Genomic DNA, 20464 nt, shown 5'->3' on the forward strand with positions numbered 1-20464 from the left:
GCGCATGGGCGAGTTCAACGGCATTCGCTGGGCTTATGATAGATACGAACTGATCGCCGACGGTATCGTTCATGGCGTCGGTCTCGTGCTGGCCCTGATCGGTGCTACCGTGCTGATCTTCTACGCCACGGTCTGGAGCTCCTACGGCGCGCTCGCTGCCGCCTGGATCTATGGCGTCGGGCTGGTGCTGACGCTTGCCATTTCCTTTTCCTACAACGCCTGGCCGGTCTCGCGCACGAAGTGGTATCTGCGCCGCTTCGATCATTCGGCGATCTTCCTCCTGATCGCCGCCACTTATACGCCCTTCCTCGAACGTGGCGCCGACGATCCGCTGCTCTTGTTCATGCTGGTCGCGATCTGGCTGTTTGCCGCTGTCGGCATTCTCCTGAAATGCGTCTTTCCCGGGCGTTTCGACCGTCTTGCCATCCTGCTTTATCTCGCCATGGGGTGGAGCGGCGTGCTGGTGGCCGAGCCCGTCGCCTCGCGCATTCCAGCCGCGTCGATGCTGCTGATCGTCATCGGCGGCGTCATCTATTCGCTCGGCGTCATCTTCCATGTCTGGGAGAAGCTGCGCTTCCAGAACGCCATTTGGCACGGCTTCGTCGTCACCGCCGCGGCGGTGCATTATTCGGCCGTCTTCACCTGTTTCAGCCTGTCGGCGCCGGGCCTCTGAACGACGACCGTGCCCGAAGCCGTTGCTAGTGCGCATCCGCCGTTTACATCTTTGCAGGCGGGGCGTATGCCCGCCTTCGCAAATAATATGAACCCGAGCATCATGACAGACGCTATCCTCCTCCGCGACGCCACCGAAGCAGATCTTTCCGCCATCCGCGATATCTACAATCACGCCGTCGAGCACACGACGGCGATCTGGAACGATACGCTGGTCGATCTCGAAAACCGGCTGGAATGGTTCAGGGCGCGCAAGGCGCGCGGCTTTCCCGTCATCGTCGCCGAAATGTCGGGCAAGGTCGCAGGCTATGCCTCCTATGGCGACTGGCGGCCTTTCGACGGCTACCGCCACACGGTCGAGCATTCCGTCTATGTCGACAAGGATTGCCGCGGTGCGGGCATCGGCTGGCGCCTGATGCGGGAACTGATCGCGCGGGCTGCGGCCGGCAATATCCATGTGATGATTGCCGGTATCGAGGCTGAGAACGCAGCCTCGATCAGGCTGCACGAAAAGCTCGGCTTCCGCATCGCCGGCAGATTTTCCGAGGTCGGCACCAAATTCGGCCGCTGGCTGGACCTCACCTGCATGGAACTTCGCCTGCCCGGCAAGGCGGATTGATCCACCTGCCAGGAAAAGCCGGACCGCAATCCATTGTGAACGGCGCGCGCCATCTTTTTATTGTAGTCTGAGCTGTGTAAGAAAATGGAAGGCTGCTTCGCGAAAGGCGGCCAGAAAGCGTCATGTAAGCGTGATGGGGGTGAACTGTTCAATGGCAATGCACGGATCGTCGCTCGGTCTCCTTGCCCTCGTCCTTCTGGCATTTCCGCCAATTGCCGCACGGGCCGCCGATTGCAGCAGTCTGGCCGAGCCGAAGCTCGACTGGCAGGAATGCACCAAGAAAAACCTAATGCTGCAGGGCAGTGATCTCGAAGGCGCCAATCTCGTCGGCACCGATTTTTCGCTGACCGATCTCGCCGGCGCCAACGTCAAATCCGCCAATCTGGAGAAAGCGACGCTGGTGCGCGCCTCTCTCGAGGGCGCACACGCCGAGGGCGCCAATTTCGCCAAGATCGAGGCCTACCGATCCAGCTTCACCAATGTCGCCGCCGAGGGCGCGTCCTTTGCTGGCGCCGAGCTGCAGCGCGCCAATTTCGCCGGCGCCCAGCTCTCCGGCGCGAGCTTCGAAAAGGCTGAACTCGGCCGCGCCGATTTCGACAAGGCGGTGCTGACGGGGGTGAAATTCTCTTTCGCCAATCTCTCCCGCGCCGATCTCTCCAAGGCCACCTTCGAAGGCCCGGCGACCTTCGAGCGCGCCTTCATGTTCCTGACCCGCATCGAAGGCCTCGACCTCTCGGGCGCCGCCGGGCTCGAACAGGCGCAGATCGACCTTGCCTGCGGCGATGCCTCGACCAAGCTGCCGGCAGGCCTTTCGGCACCCTCCACTTGGCCATGCCCTGCCGATCACGATTGATTGGGGCTTTCGCGCGATACAAGCGGTTGGTGAGGCCCTATGGGCAACAATGGCTGGCGGGCACGCAACGATTGGCTGGGGACTGTAGGATTCGATTTAGTGCAATCGCAACTCGCCATTCGCCGGTCGGGGTCGATGTGATGGATCGCCACGGCAATGTTCAGGTGCTCACGATAGCATGACGGATCGGTGGGGAGGCGGGTCATCCGCCTTTCCTATTCCGGTTCCTCTTCATCCGAACTCAGCAGATCAACAAGCGCAGCAACCCTGCCTGTTGGCGGAGGCCGGCCTTCACCCATCAAGGCTTCGTCGTTGCTTGCCCACGCAAATGCCTCGGCGAGTTCAGCCTGGGTGGCGCCTGTCGCGATGACCTCGGCCACGAGCGTTTCATCGGCGGGCCCGAGGACGGCGATGACGTCCTTTGAAGTCATTGTCATAACCATTTCTCCTCTCTCAAGCTCAGCCCAGATATGGTGGTGCCTTCGAAGAAAGCAATTTTTCGCTGAGAAATTCTCTCCTCTTGAAACGGTAAACTGCTGAATTATATCAGTATTGTCGATCGCCGAGCAGGGATCGACAGGTCCAGGAGACGCCTGTCGCTCTTGGCGTCTCCTGTATCCATGTTGCTTGTAAGGAGGATATGGCTATGAGGACAAACCTCGATTTCTCTCCCCTGATCCGGTCGAGCGTTGGCTTCGAGCGGATGTTGAACGCACTCGAGGCTGCAAGCCGCGCCGAAACAATCGACAACTGGCCGCCTTACGATATCGTCAAAACCGGCGAGGACGAATACCGCATCGCCATGGCGGTGGCGGGCTTCTCGCAGGACGAACTGGCGATCATCCAAGAGCAGAACATGCTCGTCGTCTCAGGGCAGAAGGCGAACGGCGAAGATGTTCAATACCTGCATCGCGGCATTGCTGGTCGAAGCTTCCAGCGTCGGTTCGAATTGGCCGACCACGTCAAGGTCGTGGATGCCGGCCTCGTCAACGGTCTGCTGACTATCGATCTCAAGCGTGAAATTCCTGAAGAGATGAAGCCGCGCCAGATCGAGATCGGAACTGGGAATGCAATGCCGAAGGCCGAGACCAAGCAGATCGAGGCCGAGACGCAGGCAGCCTGAGCCGTCAGGAATGCCTGAAAACCACCAGAAAGGAGTAAGCCATGAGTGTTCGTGATTTGATTCCTTGGGGCCGCAACAACGGCCACCAAGTTCCGAGTCTCCTCCGCGAGGACGACCATGATCCTTTCCTGTCGCTCCATCGCGAGGTCAACCGGCTGTTCGACGATGCTTTCCGCAGCTTCGGCTCTGGCCTGCCGTCACTGCGGGGCGCCAGCGGTTTCGGTGCCGGCTGGCCGAGCGTCGAGATCTCCGACACCGATAAGGATATCAAGGTGACGGCCGAAGTCCCCGGCCTTGAGGAAAAGGACATCGAGGTCATTCTCGATGACGGCGTTCTGACGCTGAAGGGTGAAAAGCGTTCGGAGACGGAAGACAAGGAGAAGCAGTTCTCGGAGCGCTACTATGGCCGCTTCGAGCGACGCATACCGCTCGGCACCGAGGTCAAGGAAGATCAGGTCGACGCCACCTTCAAGAACGGCGTCCTGACCGTCACCTTGCCCAAAACCGAAAAGGCGCAGTCACAGGTCAGGCGCATCGCCATCAGAAGCTGATCGAAACGGGGGCGGCGGCCGACCACCTGGCGGCCGCCGCTACCATGTCGTCCATGGTGGCACGGAAATTTCCGTCGCGCTTAGTCTCCTCATGGCCGCGGGATCGGCAGATGCCGATCGCAGGTTCAGGCCTATTTCCCAGGCTCGAACACCATGGAGTGGCCGTTGATGCAGTAGCGCAGGCCGGTCGGCGGTGGGCCGTCCGGAAAAACGTGGCCGAGATGGGCGTCGCAGCTGCCGCAGCGGATTTCGGTGCGCACCATGCCGTGGGTCGTGTCGCGATGCTCGATCACCGCTTCGGGCGACACCGCTTCGAAATAGCTCGGCCAGCCGCAGCCGGCATCGAATTTCGTGTCGGAGCGGAAAAGTGGCGCGTTGCAGCCGACGCAGCGGTAAAGCCCTGTCTCGAACGAATCCCAGTAGGGGCCGGTGAAGGCGCGTTCGGTGCCGTGCTGGCGCGTGATGCGGTATTGCTCGGGGGTGAGCTGCTCTTTCCATTCGGCGTCGGTCTTGTGGATCTTGGCGGTGGTCGCAGTTTCGGACATGAGGTGCTCCTATCGCCGAGGGGCGGGTTCCGTTTCGCGAGAAAATGTGGTGCGCCGCGTTCACTTCATCAAGTCTCCCGCGGCGCGCCATGAGATTGGCCGCATACCCAATTGGGGGAAGAGGCTTGCTTTTACATCCGTTAGGGGTTTTCTGTTAGGGTTAATGTTGCGTGCATTGGAGAATCACTGGTGTTTGAGGCAGCAATCGTCCTGCTCTACGGCCTTGTGGCTGTGGCAGCCATGGCGGTCACACTTTTGGAAGGCTGGGCCAACCATGACGGCTTGACGCTTCATCGTCTCGCCGGGCTCCTCGCTTGCCTGCTCTGGCCGCTGACGCTTCTGGTCTTCATCCTGCACGGTTGTATCGCCCGGCTGCTGACCCGTCTTTCTCGATCGACGGCCTGATCGGCTTCGAACATCGCGTGCTTCGCAGGACGGGCCGAAATCGCTTGAGACACTGCCTCGTTTCGCCTAAGTCAGAAGACAGGCCGGTTTTCGCCGGCTTTTTGTCCGTTGCCTTTACAGCGCCGCGCGTCTTGTCAGATGCGCAAAAGATGCTGTAGCACTTTGAATTGCTGCATGATTTCATCGTTGGATCGATCCCGATCCAAGGAAATATCTTGGTAGAGGAGGAGACATGGCCGATGTCACGGCTTTGACATTTCTGGCCCTGTGTCTGCCACTCGCCGGTGCTCTTGTCGCTCCTTTCGTCATCCGCATCTTCGGCGCCAGTGGTGCTTGGCTCCTGGCGATCGCTCCCTTGCTCGCCTTCCTGCATTTCCTGCGGTTCATTCCTCAGATCGCGCGAGGCGAGGTCGTCACCGGCGGCTATTCCTGGGTGCCGAGCTATCATCTCTCCTTCTCCTGGTTCCTCGACGGCCTGTCGCTGGCTTTCGCGCTGCTGATCACCGGCATCGGCACCCTGATCGTGCTTTATGCCGGCGGCTATCTCAAAGGACACAAGGATCAGGGCCGCTTCTTCTCCTTCATCTTTCTGTTCATGGGCGCGATGCTCGGGGTCGTCGTTTCCGATAGTTTCCTGATGCTCTTCGTCTTCTGGGAACTGACATCGATCACGTCCTTCCTGCTGATCGGTTTCGATCACGAGCGTGCGGCGGCTCGCCGCGCCGCCCTGCAGGCGCTTGTTGTGACCGGCGGGGGAGGGCTCTGCCTGTTGGCCGGCCTGCTGCTGCTCTGGAACATCTCTGGGGTCACCGAGATGTCGCGGCTCATCGGCGCCGGCGATATCGTGCGCGAAAGCCCGTTCTATCTGGCTGCCCTCATCCTGGTCCTGGGCGGCGCCTTCACCAAGTCGGCGCAGTTTCCCTTTCATTTCTGGCTGCCGAACGCCATGGAAGCGCCGACGCCGGTTTCGGCCTACCTGCATTCGGCGACGATGGTGAAGGCAGGCGTCTATCTGCTGATGCGGCTCAACCCCGTCATGGGGGCAACGCCTGCCTGGGAAATCCTTCTGCCCTTCTTTGGCGGGCTGACGTTGGTGGTCGGCACCGCGCTCGCCATCCGCCAGACCGACCTGAAGCTCAAGCTCGCCTATACCACCGTCTCCTCGCTCGGCCTGCTTGTCATGCTGATCGGCTTCGGCTCGGACCATGCAGTCGAGGCGGCAGCACTTTATCTGGTGGCGCATTCCCTCTTCAAAGGCGCGCTCTTCATGGTCGCCGGCATCATCGATCATGAGGCCGGCACGCGCGATATCACCAGGCTCAGCGGCCTGATGCGGGCGATGCCGCTGACATGGATCATCGCGCTTGCGGCGGCCTTCTCCATGGCCGGCCTGCCGCCCTTCTTCGGCTTCCTCGCCAAGGAAGAGATCTACACGGCGCTGATCGGCGGCAATGTCCGCGCGGTAACCTTTACGTCGATCGCTGTCTTCGGCAATGCGCTGATGTTCGCAGTCGCTTTCGCGGTGGCGCTGAAACCCTTTCTCGGCCGGCCGGTGGAGACACCGAAACCGCCGCACGAAGCACCGGTTCTGCTCTGGCTCGGTCCGGCCGTTCTTGCTGTCCTCGGCCTGCTCGCTGCGATCTTTTCAACCTTCACGCATACCGTCCTGTCCTCGCCGATCGCGTCGGCCATCCGCCAGACACCTGCCGACATCGACATTTCGCTGACGCCGCATCTCGGCCTGCCCTTGGCGCTCTCCGCCCTGACCGTGCTGCTGGGCATCGGCGTCTACTGGCAGCTCGATCGCGCCCGTTTCCTGATGGCCGTCTTCCTGCGTTCGATCGGCCATGGCCCGGACCATGGCTTTGATGTCGCCATTTCGGGCCTTGTACGCTTCTCTAGCCGCGTCATACGTGTCCTGCAGCCGGGACGGCTCGAAATCTATGTCACCTGCACCTTCCTCTGCGTCGCCGCCATCCTCCTCATTCCCCTAGTCGTCTATGGCGAACTGCCGCGCTTTCCCGCTTGGCCGGCCGATGTGAGACTCTATGAATGGGCGGTTTTCCTGATCGCCGCCTTCGGCCTTGCCGCCGTGCTCGTCGCCCGCGATCGGCTGACGGCGATCGTCTCGCTCGGCATCCAGGGTTTCGCCGTCGCCATCATCTTCCTGCTGTTCGGCGCGCCGGATCTGTCCTTCACCCAGTTCATGGTCGAAACCCTTTCGGTAGTGATCCTTGCCCTGGTCATGACCAGGCTTCGCCTTTCTCCCGCCGATCATCGGCCGCTCGGCGGCCGGCTGTTCGACGGTGCGCTGGCGCTTGTCTGCGGCCTTGGCTTCACGCTTCTGCTGATGCGGGCGACGCAGGCGCCGTTCAACGACGCGCTGACGGCCTTCTTCAACGCCTATTCCAAATCGATCGCCCACGGCGCCAATGTCGTCAACGTCATCATCGTCGATTTCCGCGGCACCGACACGCTCGGCGAAATCGCCGTCGTTGCGGTCACCGGCCTTGCCATCCTGGCGCTGATCCGCATTCGCGCCGGCAGCGAGCGTAAGCTTGCCGCCAATGATCCCACGGCGGAGGGCTGATCGCGTGAACACCCTCATTTTCCGCACCGTCGCCCCGTTTCTCACCGCGCTGATGCTGCTTTTTTCCGTCTTCGTGCTGCTGCGCGGCCATAACGAGCCGGGCGGCGGCTTCATCGGCGGGCTGATCGCCGCCTCGGGACTGGCGATCTACGGCATTGCCCGCGGCGTTGGCGCCGTTCGCCGGGCACTGTTTTTCCATCCGCTGTCGATAGCCGGCTTCGGCCTGCTCCTGTCCACCGCGGCCGGTCTCCTCTCCATCTTGTTTGCCGTTCCCTTCATGACCGGCCTCTGGATCTATCCGACGCTTTTCGGCGCCGAGGTTCCGCTGTCGAGCGTCATGCTCTTCGATATCGGCGTCTATCTTGTCGTGCTCGGCGCCATCACCTCGATCGCGTTGGCATTGGAAGAAAAGGAGGTGGAATGATGGAGCCGCTTCTGGCGATCCTCGTTGGCCTGTTCTTCGCCGCCGCCATCTATCTGATGCTGTCGAAATTCTCCATCCGGATCATGCTCGGCATCGCCATCCTCGGCAACGCCGTCAATCTGCTGCTCTTTACCGGCGGCCGGCTGACGCGCGAGGTGCCGCCGATCATCCCGGTGGGTCTCGACAGCTTGCCCGCAGGCACGGCCAACCCGCTGCCGCAGGCCCTCATCCTGACCGCGATCGTCATCTCCTTCTCCTTCCTCGCCTTCCTGCTGGTGCTGACCTACCGCGCCTATCAGGACCTCGGCACCGACAACACCAGCGACATGCGCGCCGCCGAGCCCGACGACCGGCCGCTGCCGCCATTGGAGTATTGAGGATGTTGGTGCGGATGCTGACCCAAGCCCTCTCTCGCGCTAGCGGAGGCGCCATCTGATGGCCGCCCCCACCGCCACCGTCGATCTCTCCGCCGCCCTGATCACTGCTCCGGTGCCGATCGGTCATTGGCTTGCCATCCTGCCGGTCGCCCATTGCATCACGTTCGGTGCCGTCCTGCTGATGCTGCGCGGCTATCCCCGTCTGCAGGCCTGGCTGGCCATTCCGGGCCTAGCGGCGCTGGCGCTGATCGATGCGGCCCTGCTCGCCAAGGTCGCGGCCGACGGGCCGCTGACCATGGTCATGGGCCGTTGGCTGCCGCCCTTCGGCATCGCCTTCACCGTCGATCTCTTCGGTGCGCTGATGGCCTTCACCGCGGCCCTTGCCGCGCTCGCCGGCGGCATCTATGCGCTGGTCGATATCGGCGAAAGCGGCCGGCGATACGGCTTCTTCCCGCTGCTCATGCTACTGATGGCCGGCGTCACCGGCGCCTTTCTCACCGGCGATATTTTCAATCTCTATGTCTGGTTCGAGGTGCTGCTGATCTCCTCCTTCGGGCTGATCATTCTTGGTTCCGAACGTGAGCAGATCGACGGCGCGCTGAAATATGCGGTGCTCAATCTGATTGCCACGACCCTGTTCCTGGTCGGCGTCGGCATCCTCTATGCCGCCTTCGGCACGCTCAATATGGCCGATATCGCCGCAAAAGCTGGGGATTTACGCGGCACGGCGCCGCTGATGACGCTGGCAAGCCTCTTCCTGCTCGCCTTCGGCATGAAGGCGGCAGCCTTCCCGGTCAATTTCTGGTTGCCCGCCGCCTACCATACGCCGCGCATCGTGGTCTCCGCGCTGTTTGCCGGCCTGCTCACCAAGGTCGGCATCTACGCGCTGATCCGGGTGATGGTCATGCTGTTGCCGATGGAGCGCCAGGAATTGAGCCTGGTGATCGCGCTCGCCGCCGCCGCGACCATTGTCGTCGGCGCTCTCGGCGCGCTTGCCGAAAACGATATCCGCAGGCTGTTCGGCTATGTTGTCATATCGGGCATCGGAAACATGCTGGCGGGCGTCGCACTCGGCGGCCTTGGCGGCATCAGCGGCGCTGTCTTCTATGCGCTCCATTCGATGGTGCTGATGACGGCGCTTTATCTTGCCGCCGGCGAGATCGCCCGGCGCGGCGGCAGCTTTTCGCTGTCGGCCCTCGGCGGGCTCTACAGGCAAAGCGGCGGCTTCACCGCGCTCTCCCTCGCGCTCTTCCTTGCCGCCTGCGGCCTGCCGCCCTTTTCCGGCTTCTGGCCGAAAGTCATTCTCGTCAAGGCCTCGCTCGATCTCGGTGCCTGGTGGCTGGCGGCCTCGATCCTCGTTGGCGGTTTTCTGACGACGATTGCCTTCGGCCGTCTCTTCCTGCTCGCCTATTGGCGCCCGGCGCCGATAGCCCCGACGCCGATAGCATTGTCGTCGACAACCCTGAGGTCTCCCCGTGCCAGGTGGCACACGGGTCTGCCGCTCGCGGCACTGACAGCGCTGGTCGTCGGTTTTGGCATCCTGCCGGAACAGTTGCTGGCGCTGTCGCAATCGGCCGCTGCCGGCCTGGCCGATCCCCAGGCCTATCTTCATTCGGTCTTCCCGGAAGGGCGCGCGCCGTGATCTTCTTCCTCTTCAACCTGTTGCTTGCCATTGCCTGGATCGCCGTTACCGGCAGCGGCACGCTGCACAATCTCGTCCTCGGCTTGCTGCTTGGGGCCTTGGCGCTGGTCATCATCCGTGAATCCTTCGGCGGCAAGGGACATATCCCCCGCGTCCTCCCGGTGCTCTCGCTCGCCGCTCTGTTCCTGAAGGAATTGTCGCTGTCGGCCTGGAAGGTCACGGTCACCGTCCTCTCGCCCGATATGAAGCTGAAGCCCGGCATCTTCGCCTTCCCGCTGACGGTGACAAGCGATTTCGAGATCACTTTGCTCGCAAACCTCATCACGCTGACACCCGGCACGCTTTCGGTCGACGTCTCGCCCGATCGCCGCACGCTCTTTGTGCACGCGCTCGATTGTTCCGATCCCGAGACGACCAAGCGTGATATCGCCAACGGTTTCGAACGCAAGATCATGGAGGCCTTCCGGTGATCACACCTGCCGCCATCGTCGCGGTCGCATCCTCGGCCGCACTCGTCATCCTCGGCCTGGCGCTGATTCTGACCGTCTGGCGCGTCGTTGCCGGCCCGACATTGCCGGATCGGATCCTCGCCCTCGACATGCTGACCGGCATCGCCATCGGCTTCATCGCCGTCATCGCGGTCAAGACCGGTTTTTCGCTCTATATCGATATCGCCATTTCGCTCGGCCTCGTCGGTTTCCTGGCGACCGTCGCCTTCGCCCGATTCGTGCTGTCGCGCGGCAACATCAAATCGAAGCCGCCCGCCGCTACGGCAAATAGCAACACGCAGAAGCGCCGGGCAGGGGGAAAGAAGCGATGATCGATTATATCGTGGCTGCCGTCACCGCCCTGCTTTTGATCGTCGGTGCGCTCTTTGCGCTTGCGGCGGCGATCGGCCTGGTCCGGCTGCCCGATCTCTATACACGCATGCATTCGGCCTCGAAGGCGGGGACCGTCGGCTCCGGGCTGTTGCTCCTTGCCGCCGGTCTCTATTCAGAGGACCCGGCGATTCTCGCCCGCGCCCTTGCCGGTTTCGTCTTCTTCCTGCTGACGGCGCCGGTGTCTGCCCACCTGCTTGCCAGAGCTGCCCATCGTTCGGGATATGATCTCGGTGCACTCTCGGTCCGTGACGATATCAGGGATCGTTGAGCCTATGCTGTTCGGCGACTTTACCAGATTTATGCAAAACTTATGCACAGGAAGCTGTGAGTAAAGCTTGCCGAAGAGACCCTCAATTCTTCATCTGTCATTTTTTCTCAAGAAAAACGACAAATAATAATTGGCCTTTCGACCAAACGATGGTATTTGAAAATGCAAGTAGAGTTCTGATTGTGGATTGCAATCGTACTGCTTCCAAGTCCCTCAGTTTTGATTTTTAATGTCTAAACTGAGGCCATCGCCTGGGGCATGACGTAGTGGTTTCCAGTCAGGCAGTATAAGAACAGGTTACGCTCTTCGGAATCTAGGGGTGGATTTCGCGTTTTTCGAAACAGAAGGTCGCTTCCTGTGCTTTTGCTGTTCGCTTCTACGAGGCGGGTCTTTGGCGTGTCAGTCAAAGACCGTTTGAGCATGCTAACAGGAGAAAGAATATGACGGATATAGCGACCGGCAATGCGCCGGAGCTGCTTGTGGAACTGACAGCCGACATCGTCGCGGCCTATGTCAGCAACCATGTTGTACCGGTCAGCGACCTGGCCAATCTGATTTCCGACGTGCATTCGGCACTGAGCAACACGTCCGTACCGCAGCCTGCTGCGGCGATCGTCGAAAAACAGAAGCCTGCAGTTTCTGTCCGCAAGTCCGTACAGGACGAGCAGATCACGTGTTTGGAATGCGGCGGCAACTTCAAGTCCCTGAAGCGTCACCTGATGACGCATCACAGCCTCTCGCCGGAAGAATACCGCGAGAAGTGGGATCTGCCGACCGATTACCCGATGGTAGCGCCCGCTTATGCCGAAGCGCGTTCGCGCCTGGCAAAGGAAATGGGCCTCGGGCAGCGCCGCAAGCGCGGCCGCGGCTGAGCTTTTTCTAAAGCATCGACGACAAAAAGCCGGGTCTTGTGCCCGGCTTTTTGTGTGCTTTTTCAAGACGAAGAAATACTCATTCCGATATTTAGAGCCTTTCCGGGTTAGATTGAAGCATTCTGTTGGCTCAAACGGAGTCGGCTGGTCGACCGGCCGGCCCGTTTCGGCCGGACGCCACGACAGCGTAAGCGGTCCCGTCTTATGCTTTGCCGACGGGCTTAGAATGTTTTCCTATACTATGAGTAAGTGTTAATATACTCGATTGCAGAGCCGGCACCGCCCCACTCGCCCGTACTGTCGCTTTCAAAACAGGCCAGCAGCCACGAGCACGGTCAAGCCGCAGCGCGGACTCTCGCCTCTTCGCGGATCCTGTTCACCATCGACCGCAGTCCGTTCGAACGCTGCGATGACAGGTTCTCCACCAGGCCGATCTTCGAGAATATCTCGAAGGCATCGAGCCCGGCGATCTCGGAGGCCGTCTTGCCGGAATAGGTGGCAAGCACGATGGCGACGAGGCCGCGCACGATATGGGCGTCGGAATCACCCTCGAAGCTCATGACGGGATTGTCGGGATCGCCTGCCGTATGGCTCACCAGCCACACCTGGCTGGCGCAACCCATCACCTTATTCTCGGAGGTACGCTTTTCCTCCGCCAAGTCGGGCAGCGCCTTGCCGAGTTCGATGACATAGCGGTAGCGGTCTTCCCAATCGTCCAGGAAGGCGAAGTCGTCGATGATCTGGTCGAGGGATGCCATGGTAGCCTTTCACTATTAAAGCAGTTCCAGCAAAAGTGCGCAGCGGTTTTGCGTCCGGAATGCGTCAGGAAGTGCTCTAAGACTGCATATAGGTGAAAGACCGGCAGATTTGAACCGTTAAAAAGAAACGCCGTGAGGGATGAGCATCCTCACGGCGCAGCAACATGCTGAATTAAACAGGGCAGGCACGTCAGGCATGGGGCATCTCCGCGTCATGCGGACCACCGATGCAAGCTGGTTAAGGGTCAGGTCGCCGGTTTCGGCGTCGGCAGCGGAATGGCGCCGGTCACCACCGCCTCAGGGGAGGCATCGTCCTCGACCGGCGGACGGTAAGGCATCGGCTGGTTGAGCGCGGCCTTTGCCTCGCGCACCTTTTCCTGAATGGCAGGCGTGGTGAGGGAAGGCATGTTGAGCGCCACCGGCATCTGCGGTTCGGCAAGCTTTGCGGTTGCCGGCGCCTCATCCTTGAATTGGCTGTCGAGCAGTTGGTAGGCGACGTGGGCTCCCTCGCGGGCCCGGTAGCCGAGTGCGGTGAGGGTCTCGGTGCCCTTGGCGCAGACCTCGGGCTTCTCCGAGCACATGCCGGTCAAATAGTCGTAGGCGCCGCTTGCCGCCGTGAACGCGTCGGAAAGCTGCAATTGCGGGCCGTTGGCGAGCTTGTCGGAACTCTCCGTGCTGAAGACGGAAAGAAGCACGAGCACGAGGCCAAACCAGAAGGATCCTTTGATCAGAAACCACATTGTCGTTGCCCATCCTGTTTTCCCGTCCGGTTCTTGTTGCCGAATCAGGCCGGTTGTCCGGTGTGTTTTCACCCTACCGCCAAGTTGCGAATGCCGCTTTTCGAAACTCACGCGCATTTGCGGCAAATTTAGTTCAAATTTTAGCGAACGGTATTTGACCCGTATTTTAGTCGAATGCGACCGATCGCCGTTAAGCATCAGGGCAGCACCTGCTTGCAATTGCAGGACTTTTGCCGGCTCGCCTTGCCACAGGAGTTAACGCAATGCTGAAATATGAGGAAAATCCGTCGCTTACCCCCTATTAACCACAAAAGGCAAAGAGCCTTCCAGATGCGCCAAAACGAGAATTTCGGCCGTTTCAGGCTGTGAACAGCGCTTTTGCCTTATCCTTTCTTTAAGTCGCCAAGGCCTATTGTCCGGATCGATAGACAGCCTTTCGGGCGGGTATTGCGTGCGTGTATTGAGTAACATTGGCGGCTGGATGACGGCCCTCGTAGACCGGGCAGCGACAAGCTGGCTCTCCCGGACGGGCGGCGGCGAGGCCGTGCGCCAACGCGAGCTCGCGATCCTGCGCCGCCTCGTGCTGCTCTCGTCGGCTGCTCTCGTTGCAGCTCCTATCGGCCTTTCGGCAGTCACCAGTCCGGCCGTGGCGCTGCCGGCCGGTGTCGCCATGGTCTGCGCCGCCTTTCTTTTTTCCGCCGTCGGCAGCATCGCGCTCGCCCGTCAGGGTTCGTCCGCCGGTATCGCCACGCAGTCGGCCGAGGATTTTTTCCTTGCCGCCACACCGGGCCTCGTCTTCTTCCTCGACCCGCATGGCAGTGTGGCGACCGTCGGCGGCCGCGACCGGCGCGACTTCCTCGCCTGGATGCGCGATCCCAAGGGCAGGGGCTTCCTCGAGCAGGTGCATGTCTCCGATCGCATTCTTTTCCTGCAGGCGCTCGATGGCCTGCGCCGGGGCGAGGATGCTCAGAGCGTCGATCTGCGCCTCGACCGGCCCTCGGTCTCGCGCGATCAGCGCCAGTTTGCCTATCTGAGAATGGACATGACGGCCCGGCGCGATGCCGACGGCGAACTTGCCGCCATCATTGCCCAGCTGCGCGATGTCTCCGTCGAGCAACAGCTGCGTGACGAAGCCCAGAACCGCGCGGCCGATGCCGAATCCGCAAATGATGCCAAATCGCGCTTCCTCGCCGCCGTCAGCCATGAGCTGCGCACGCCGCTGAACGCCATTCTCGGTTTTTCCGACATCCTGATCGGCGAATATTTCGGCAAGTTTGAAAACGACCGCCAGCGCGAATATGTCGGCCTGGTCCGCGAATCCGGCGCGCATCTCTTGTCCGTCGTCAACACCATGCTCGATATGAGCAAGATCGAAGCCGGCCGCTACGAGCTGATCCTCGAAGCCTTCGACATATCAAGCTCCGTCAAATCCTGCGAATCGATGCTGGCATTGCAGGCGAAGACCAAGGGCCTCACCCTGACGAGCCGTATCCAGCGCGGCCTCGGCGAGGTCGTCGCCGATCAGCGGGCCATCCAGCAGATCCTCATCAATCTCGTCGGCAATGCCATAAAGTTCACCGAGGCCGGCGGCGTGGTCTCGGTCGATGCGGCAGCGCGCGACGGCATCCTCAAGCTGACGGTCAGCGACACCGGCATCGGCATCCCGGCCGACAAGCTGGCATTGCTCGGCCAGCCCTTCGTCCAGATCCAGAACGACTATACCCGACAGTTCGAAGGCTCCGGCCTCGGTCTCTCCCTGGTCAAGGGCTTGGTGGCGCTGCATGGCGGGTATTTCGCCATCGCCAGCCAGCCGGGCGAAGGCACGATCATTACCATTGAGATCGCAATGGACGGCTCGGGTGCCCAGCACGCCGAAGACGCCGGCCATGGCGCGACTGTCGAGTTTCCGCCGCGGCTGAAGGGCGCGGTCAACACAGGTGCAGAATTAGAAGAGGGGCGTTTCGATGGCCGCGCGCAAGCGAAAATCGCCTAAGGGGAAGCGCCAGCAGCCGGGCCTTCTGATGTCAGGCGCCGCCGCCCTCGGCGGGCTCGGCCTGCAGGGCGCCTCCGTGCTCGGCGGCGTCATCGGCCGCAATCCGTCGGTCGCCGGCGGCACGATCACCTTCGCCGTCATCTTCTCCTTCGTCGCCGCCAATGCGCTCTGGTATCAGCCGGGCCTGCATCCGCATCCGATCTTCCGCACCCGCGATCCGCAGTCCCCAACCGTGCTCGGCGCCCGCCGTCCGGCCGAGGAGCAACAGGGTGATGTCACCACCTTCCGGATCGAACGGCCGCAGGATACCGCCGCCACCAACGCGACACCGGCGCCTGCCGCACCCGGCCAGCAGCCGAGCCAACTCGTCATGGACATCCAGCAGCAGCTGGTGCGCCGCGGCCTCTATAACGGCATACCCGACGGCATCATCGGCCCCCGCACCAGTGCGGCCATTCTCTTCTTCGAGGAAACCGTCGGCATGACCCAGACCGGCGATCCGACGCCGGAGGTGCTCGTGGCGCTGAAGACCGATGCTGCCGGCCCCTCGACCGTACCCGCCGAAAAGCCACCCGAGGATGTCAGCTCGAAGGCGGCGGCGGAAGACCCGGTGGCAGCGGCGATCCGCAGCGCCGAGAAGACCGTCAAAACCGTTCCATCGGCGGCAAAGCAGGTTCCATCAAGCCAAATCACCAATGTCGACCTGGTGTTGAAGATCCAGAAGGGTCTTTCCAACATGGCCTATGCCAATGTCGGCGTCGACGGCGTCGCCGGCGAGCAGACCCGCGCGGCCATCCGCCATTTTCAGAAGCACTACAACCTGCCCGAAGACGGCGAGCCGAACCAGGCGGTACTGAAGAAACTCAAGGAAATCGGCGCGATCTAGCCGTTATTATGCCGCACGGTTGGCTTCCTTCTACAACCTAAGTCTAAGGTTCTGCCGCTGTTTGCAGCTTATTAACCATGTTGCCTGAAGCTTTTCTGATTGGGACGGGGAGCATCGGTCATGCATGCGCTGAAGGCGATAGACGATCTGGCTGGAGAACCGGCGGTCGAAGCGGGAGGGCCTGATCGCGAGGCGCTGCGCCACATCCTGCTGCGTCTTGCCGAAGAAGCTTCCACCCTTGGCATCGATCTTGTCGATATCGCCGGCGCCATCCAGGACATGGCGGGAATGTCGGCCCGGCATGCCTCCGCCTTCGATCATGTCACCCGCACCGCGCTTTCGATTGCAGAGACCAACCGCTCGGTCGCCGTGTCGCTGCGCGAGACCGACCGCACCGCGGCCGAGGCCCGCCACATGCTGAAAGAATCGGCTGACCGCCTGACGGGCTCCGTCGCCGAGATCGGCCACATGGTGCAGTCCTCCAACGAGATCGGCGCTGAGATTGCCGGCTTCTCCAAGTCGCTTGCCGATGTCGACAATATTGCCGAGGAGATCAGCACCATCGCCCGCCAGACCAACCTGCTGGCGCTGAACGCCGCGATCGAGGCGGCGCGCGCCGGCGATGCGGGCAAGGGTTTTGCGGTCGTCGCCACCGAGGTCCGGGCGCTTTCGCTGCAGACCTCGAAGGCGACCGGCTCCATCCAGCAGACGCTGGACGAACTGCGCGTGAAGATCGACCGGCTGTCGGCCGCCGGCAGCGATGCGCGCGACAGTGCAGCCGGCGTGCGTGACAAGTCGGAGGCGATGCGCGGCGCCTTCGAAAGCATGGAACATGTCATCACCCGCATCCTCGACAGTTCGACTGTCATGGCCAACACCACCGAGGCGGTCGATCAGCAATGCGCCGGTTTCGTCGAGAAACTCGGCGAGATGTCGGCCGAGGTCGCCGGCTCGAATGTCAGGCTGCAGCAGGCGGCAAAACGCGTCGACAGCGTCGTCGGCCTCTCGGAAACCCTGATCCAGCTGACGGCGAGCGCCGGCGTCAAGACCGCCGACAGCCGTTGGATCGAGGAAGCGCAGTCGGTGGCAAGGCAGATTTCCGGCGCCTTCGAGCGCGCCGTCATCGAGGGTCAGATCGGGCTCGATGCGCTCTTCGACCGACGCTATCGGCCGATACCAGGCTCCGATCCGGCGCAGATGATGGCGGCCTTCACCGAGCTCACCGACCGCCTGCTGCCGCCGATCCAGGAGCCCGTCACAGCTTTGGACGAGCGCATCGCCTTCTGCGCGGCGATCGACGAGAACGGCTATCTGCCGACCCACAACCGAAAATTCTCGCAAGCCCAGCGGTCTGGCGACAGCGTCTGGAACACCGCCAATTGCCGCAATCGCCGCATCTTCGCCGATCGCGTCGGTCTTGCCGCCGGCCGCAGCACCGCGCCCTTCCTCGTCCAGACCTACAGGCGCGACATGGGCGGCGGCAATTTCGTGATGATGAAGGATATCTCCGCTCCGATCACAGTGCGCGGACGGCATTGGGGCGGATTGCGGCTGGCGGTCAAGGTCTGACCCCTGAGGTCAAACTCTGGCCCCGCATTGCCGCCACCGGCGCGCCGGTCTATACCGCGCCGATGAGATTACGCGCCGACATCTTCGTTTCAGCCCTCCTGCGCCGCGTCTTCACCAGCGGCGATTTCGCCGCCGTGGAGAAGAAGGGCGCCGAGGAAGCCGGGGCGATCTTTATCCGCCAGCACTTCCGCAACGGCCTGGAAACGCTCTACGCGCCCGCGCCGCAGACCGCCTTCGACGAAGGTCAGGCCGGCGACCGTCTGTTCGAGGTCCGCCTGTCGCGCAGCGATCCGGAAGCGGTGCGGGCGATGCTGGAGCGCGAACGTAAATTCGACCCCGATCTCTGGATCGTTGAGCTGGAGGCGGAGGAACTGGGGGACATGATCCCGCTTGCGAAGGGCGGCTGAGCCAAGGCGCTCGTCAGTTCCTAATTTCAAACAGCTCACCATGCGGTGAGGTTAGTCATTCCAGCTCAGCGAGATCGCCGCCCCATGACGCGCATGTCGCGCTGCGGCGGCGCTTGGCGGATGAAGCGGTGGTTGGGCGTTTCCTGAGGTGCGGGCACATTGGGTACGTCGTGCCTATAGGTGTAGCGATCGGCACGCCGCCAGGCTTCGACGCGTTCGTGGCATTCTTCCGGGTCGAGCGCATCGAGCACCATCCAGCCGCGCGTGACGTTGTGCTGCTGTTCGGCAAGGTGCGGATAGAGCCTTTCGAGCACGAAGACGGCATCGAGAAAGCCCATGCCGAGGCTCGTCAGCGTCGTGGCGAGCTGCTGGCCGGAAAGATCGAGCATGATGCGCTCGGCAAGCCAGCGGCTGGCGGAAAGCGCATCGGCAAGTGCGGTCGCGAAATGCGTCGCCTCACGCGAGCGGGCAAAGCGCACCAGCAGCGCCTCCTGAATGTCGGTGAGCGTGCGCAGACCGAGCCTGTCCTCGTCGGCACGGCCGAGATGGCCGGCAAGCCCGAGGATACGCTCGCGCAATGCCTCTTCATTGGCAACCCGCTGTTCCTCCAGCGCATCTGCCTCGTTGGTCTCGGTAGGCGCCGGCGAAAGCGGCACCGCCGGCGATTCCATGACCGGCGCCGATGTGGTCGTCGACCGCGGCTGGCTCTGGCGCAGCGCCACCAAAGCATCGATGACCTTCGGCGAGAGTGAATCGCGGCTGACGATCGCCTTGACATGCGCTGCACCCTGCATGCGTGCGATGGTGATCAGCGTATCGTCGGCGACGGCCTTTGAGGCGGCAAGAAAAGGGGCTGCGATCTCGATCGGCTGGTTGCCGATGAACAGCGCCACTGCGGCCGGCATGTTCTCGCATTGGGATAGCGCCGCGACCGCTTGGCGCTTGGCCTCGTCGGAGGAGGCCTGGAATAGCGGCATGAAAAGCTCGGCGAATTGGCGCAGTTCGGACCGTGTCGGATGAGACAGGTTCTCGAAACTGCTGACAGTCGCCATCAATACCACGTCCTTTTTCCTGACGGCCAAGGGGCCTTCTAGGTCTCGAAACCGGTCACGCACAAAAACACCCCGAAAACGCAGAATAAGGGGACCAAGGGCCGATATGCGCTGGCGGAACGCATGTCAGGCCATACGGTTATGAACAAATCCTACACCGGTACGGTTAATGCATGCTGAAGATTTTATTAATATGCAACAGAAATATACACGCCTAACGTGTCGCGGCATTGTCAGCCGGCAATATAAAAATGGGTGGTTTGGAAGGCGCGTTGAGACGATCGCGCATCGCTGCCGAGATAGAGGAAAAATCAGGCGATCCTGTGATCGCGCAGCGCGTGCAGCAGCTTTTCGCGGCTGTCGTAACCGGCCTGATAAAGGTCGAGTGCAGCGGATGCCGCGAATTGCGCGTCGACGCTTTTGATGTCGATGCGCCGTTCTGCGCACCAGGCATCAAGCGCACTGCGCAGCACGTCGAGATCTTCAGGCGAGAAAGATGAATTCACCAGCAAAGACACCGCTTGCCCTCCGCATTCCGGCAAGAACGTGGAAATCCCGATCGATCGGAAGCCGGAAACGTGTGATCGACATGAGCGAACATACGCGCATCTGTGCGCCTCGCAATTAATATTTTCATGATGTTTTTTTGCAACATCGCCCTTTTTCCCGGCCGGCGGATTGCAGCGCCGATGTCAACTATATGAATTGTTTCTAATTTTATCCGTTGATCTCCAGCCGGCCGTTTGCGCAGGCGGGGTGAAACCAAATCAACTCTTCGAGCGTTAAAGGGGAAGTAACGTGAACTGTGTTCGGCATCGGCCGAGTATTAGTAAACTGTTAACTGTCATCTGTCTCAATTCGGATAGGAACGACGCGATTTGAGTATTTGGATCGTTGAAACTCCGCATCACGGTATTTCAATCAGGTGCCGTGGGAAAGGCGCGAATGCCCTCGGTCCGGTCATCCCGGCACTGCAGGACGCGCCGGCCCGCACATTGGCGGGCAGGGTGAAATCCATCGCAACTTCATCCGTCTCGGGCAGTGCATGGAGACGAGAATGGCAATAGTAATTGCATTGGCGGATCGGCGGCCGCGGGCGCCGCGGCGCCCGGACAAGGAGCCCCGCGAAGCCAAGATCCTTTGGTTCACCGGCGTCCGCTACGAGCGGTTGGCCGAGAGCCCGAAACATCGTCCGGCGCCCGCGCCGCGCGTCAACAAGAAGTAACCGCTCTTCAAC

25 protein-coding genes are annotated in these 20464 nt (G+C 61.5%); 19 read left to right on the forward strand and 6 right to left on the reverse strand.

Annotated features, from left to right (window positions below; all coding sequences use genetic code 11):
- Positions 1-4: 4 nt before the first annotated feature.
- The 3 genes from trhA (at position 5) to RWJ89_RS29465 (ending at position 2144) form a co-directional block, all read left to right on the forward strand.
- Positions 5-673, forward strand: a complete 669-nt coding sequence (gene trhA, locus RWJ89_RS29455; RefSeq protein ID WP_027665105.1) for a PAQR family membrane homeostasis protein TrhA — start codon at positions 5-7, stop codon at positions 671-673.
- Between the two features lie 66 nt (positions 674-739).
- Complete coding sequence (locus RWJ89_RS29460) at positions 740-1291, forward strand: GNAT family N-acetyltransferase (RefSeq protein ID WP_168284830.1); 552 nt, start codon at positions 740-742, stop codon at positions 1289-1291.
- A gap of 151 nt (positions 1292-1442) precedes the next feature.
- Complete coding sequence (locus RWJ89_RS29465; RefSeq protein ID WP_316031868.1) at positions 1443-2144, forward strand: pentapeptide repeat-containing protein; 702 nt, start codon at positions 1443-1445, stop codon at positions 2142-2144.
- A gap of 215 nt (positions 2145-2359) precedes the next feature.
- On the opposite strand, the gene RWJ89_RS29470 is transcribed toward RWJ89_RS29465, so the two are convergent.
- The gene (locus RWJ89_RS29470; protein WP_168284829.1) at positions 2360-2581 is read right to left on the reverse strand and encodes a hypothetical protein; all 222 of its coding nucleotides are present in this window, start codon (positions 2579-2581) and stop codon (positions 2360-2362) included.
- Between the two features lie 209 nt (positions 2582-2790).
- On the opposite strand from RWJ89_RS29470, the gene RWJ89_RS29475 reads away from it, so the two are divergent.
- Positions 2791-3267, forward strand: coding sequence for an Hsp20 family protein (locus tag RWJ89_RS29475; RefSeq protein WP_027665108.1), 477 nt, complete (start codon positions 2791-2793; stop codon positions 3265-3267).
- Positions 3268-3308: 41 nt separating this feature from the next.
- Positions 3309-3818: an Hsp20/alpha crystallin family protein gene (locus RWJ89_RS29480; protein WP_017959621.1), complete on the forward strand. Its 510-nt coding sequence runs from the start codon at positions 3309-3311 to the stop codon at positions 3816-3818.
- A gap of 131 nt (positions 3819-3949) precedes the next feature.
- Here the strand turns inward: RWJ89_RS29480 and msrB are convergent, their stop codons facing one another.
- A complete protein-coding gene (msrB, locus tag RWJ89_RS29485; RefSeq protein ID WP_017959622.1) occupies positions 3950-4363 on the reverse strand; it encodes a peptide-methionine (R)-S-oxide reductase MsrB in 414 nt (137 codons plus the stop codon).
- A 189-nt stretch (positions 4364-4552) separates the two neighbouring features.
- Between msrB and RWJ89_RS29490 the strand changes: the two genes are divergently transcribed.
- From RWJ89_RS29490 to RWJ89_RS29530, 9 genes are all read left to right on the forward strand, one after another.
- Entirely contained in the window at positions 4553-4768 is a 216-nt protein-coding gene (locus RWJ89_RS29490; protein ID WP_017959623.1) for a hypothetical protein, read from the forward strand.
- Positions 4769-5000: 232 nt separating this feature from the next.
- The gene (locus tag RWJ89_RS29495) at positions 5001-7358 is read left to right on the forward strand and encodes a putative monovalent cation/H+ antiporter subunit A (protein ID WP_168258173.1); all 2358 of its coding nucleotides are present in this window, start codon (positions 5001-5003) and stop codon (positions 7356-7358) included.
- 4 nt (positions 7359-7362) lie between these two features.
- The gene (locus RWJ89_RS29500) at positions 7363-7782 is read left to right on the forward strand and encodes a Na(+)/H(+) antiporter subunit B (protein ID WP_003557795.1); all 420 of its coding nucleotides are present in this window, start codon (positions 7363-7365) and stop codon (positions 7780-7782) included.
- On the forward strand, positions 7782-8159 hold the full coding sequence (locus RWJ89_RS29505) for a Na+/H+ antiporter subunit C (protein WP_077976019.1): 378 nt from the start codon (positions 7782-7784) through the stop codon (positions 8157-8159). Before RWJ89_RS29500 ends, RWJ89_RS29505 begins: the two co-directional genes overlap by 1 nt.
- A 58-nt stretch (positions 8160-8217) precedes the next feature.
- The gene (locus RWJ89_RS29510; protein ID WP_316031869.1) at positions 8218-9801 is read left to right on the forward strand and encodes a Na+/H+ antiporter subunit D; all 1584 of its coding nucleotides are present in this window, start codon (positions 8218-8220) and stop codon (positions 9799-9801) included.
- Positions 9798-10271 (forward strand): Na+/H+ antiporter subunit E, encoded by a 474-nt coding sequence (locus tag RWJ89_RS29515; protein ID WP_131641472.1) that lies wholly within the window; start codon positions 9798-9800, stop codon positions 10269-10271. The genes RWJ89_RS29510 and RWJ89_RS29515 overlap by 4 nt, the downstream gene beginning before the upstream one ends.
- Positions 10268-10621 carry a cation:proton antiporter gene (locus RWJ89_RS29520; RefSeq protein WP_131641471.1) on the forward strand — a complete coding sequence of 118 codons (354 nt, stop codon included), beginning with the start codon at positions 10268-10270 and terminating at the stop codon, positions 10619-10621. Before RWJ89_RS29515 ends, RWJ89_RS29520 begins: the two co-directional genes overlap by 4 nt.
- Positions 10618-10950: a monovalent cation/H(+) antiporter subunit G gene (gene mnhG / locus RWJ89_RS29525; protein WP_020049186.1), complete on the forward strand. Its 333-nt coding sequence runs from the start codon at positions 10618-10620 to the stop codon at positions 10948-10950. Before RWJ89_RS29520 ends, mnhG begins: the two co-directional genes overlap by 4 nt.
- 440 nt (positions 10951-11390) lie before the next feature.
- Positions 11391-11822 (forward strand): MucR family transcriptional regulator, encoded by a 432-nt coding sequence (locus RWJ89_RS29530; RefSeq protein WP_003557810.1) that lies wholly within the window; start codon positions 11391-11393, stop codon positions 11820-11822.
- Positions 11823-12157: 335 nt separating this feature from the next.
- On the opposite strand, the gene RWJ89_RS29535 is transcribed toward RWJ89_RS29530, so the two are convergent.
- Positions 12158-12580, reverse strand: coding sequence for a SufE family protein (locus RWJ89_RS29535; protein ID WP_017959631.1), 423 nt, complete (start codon positions 12578-12580; stop codon positions 12158-12160).
- Between the two features lie 245 nt (positions 12581-12825).
- Positions 12826-13320 (reverse strand): DUF5330 domain-containing protein, encoded by a 495-nt coding sequence (locus RWJ89_RS29540; RefSeq protein WP_077976023.1) that lies wholly within the window; start codon positions 13318-13320, stop codon positions 12826-12828.
- A 412-nt stretch (positions 13321-13732) separates the two neighbouring features.
- Here RWJ89_RS29540 and RWJ89_RS29545 point away from each other — a divergent pair, with 412 nt between their 5' ends.
- From RWJ89_RS29545 to RWJ89_RS29560, 4 genes are all read left to right on the forward strand, one after another.
- The gene (locus tag RWJ89_RS29545; RefSeq protein ID WP_245500414.1) at positions 13733-15313 is read left to right on the forward strand and encodes a sensor histidine kinase; all 1581 of its coding nucleotides are present in this window, start codon (positions 13733-13735) and stop codon (positions 15311-15313) included.
- Positions 15285-16199, forward strand: a complete 915-nt coding sequence (locus RWJ89_RS29550; RefSeq protein ID WP_077976025.1) for a peptidoglycan-binding domain-containing protein — start codon at positions 15285-15287, stop codon at positions 16197-16199. Before RWJ89_RS29545 ends, RWJ89_RS29550 begins: the two co-directional genes overlap by 29 nt.
- Before the next feature lie 120 nt (positions 16200-16319).
- On the forward strand, positions 16320-17768 hold the full coding sequence (locus RWJ89_RS29555; protein WP_168284823.1) for a methyl-accepting chemotaxis protein: 1449 nt from the start codon (positions 16320-16322) through the stop codon (positions 17766-17768).
- 62 nt (positions 17769-17830) lie between these two features.
- Positions 17831-18175, forward strand: coding sequence for a DUF1491 family protein (locus tag RWJ89_RS29560; protein ID WP_131665945.1), 345 nt, complete (start codon positions 17831-17833; stop codon positions 18173-18175).
- A gap of 65 nt (positions 18176-18240) precedes the next feature.
- On the opposite strand, the gene RWJ89_RS29565 is transcribed toward RWJ89_RS29560, so the two are convergent.
- On the reverse strand, positions 18241-19290 hold the full coding sequence (locus RWJ89_RS29565) for a DUF2336 domain-containing protein (protein ID WP_168284822.1): 1050 nt from the start codon (positions 19288-19290) through the stop codon (positions 18241-18243).
- A gap of 248 nt (positions 19291-19538) precedes the next feature.
- Positions 19539-19745, reverse strand: coding sequence for a hypothetical protein (locus tag RWJ89_RS29570; protein WP_077976028.1), 207 nt, complete (start codon positions 19743-19745; stop codon positions 19539-19541).
- 539 nt (positions 19746-20284) lie between these two features.
- Between RWJ89_RS29570 and RWJ89_RS29575 the strand changes: the two genes are divergently transcribed.
- Positions 20285-20452, forward strand: a complete 168-nt coding sequence (locus RWJ89_RS29575) for a hypothetical protein (protein WP_165503768.1) — start codon at positions 20285-20287, stop codon at positions 20450-20452.
- Positions 20453-20464 lie beyond the last annotated feature (12 nt).

Source organism: Rhizobium sp. 10PS4 (assembly GCF_032464805.1).
GTDB classification, from domain to species: domain Bacteria; phylum Pseudomonadota; class Alphaproteobacteria; order Rhizobiales; family Rhizobiaceae; genus Rhizobium; species Rhizobium laguerreae.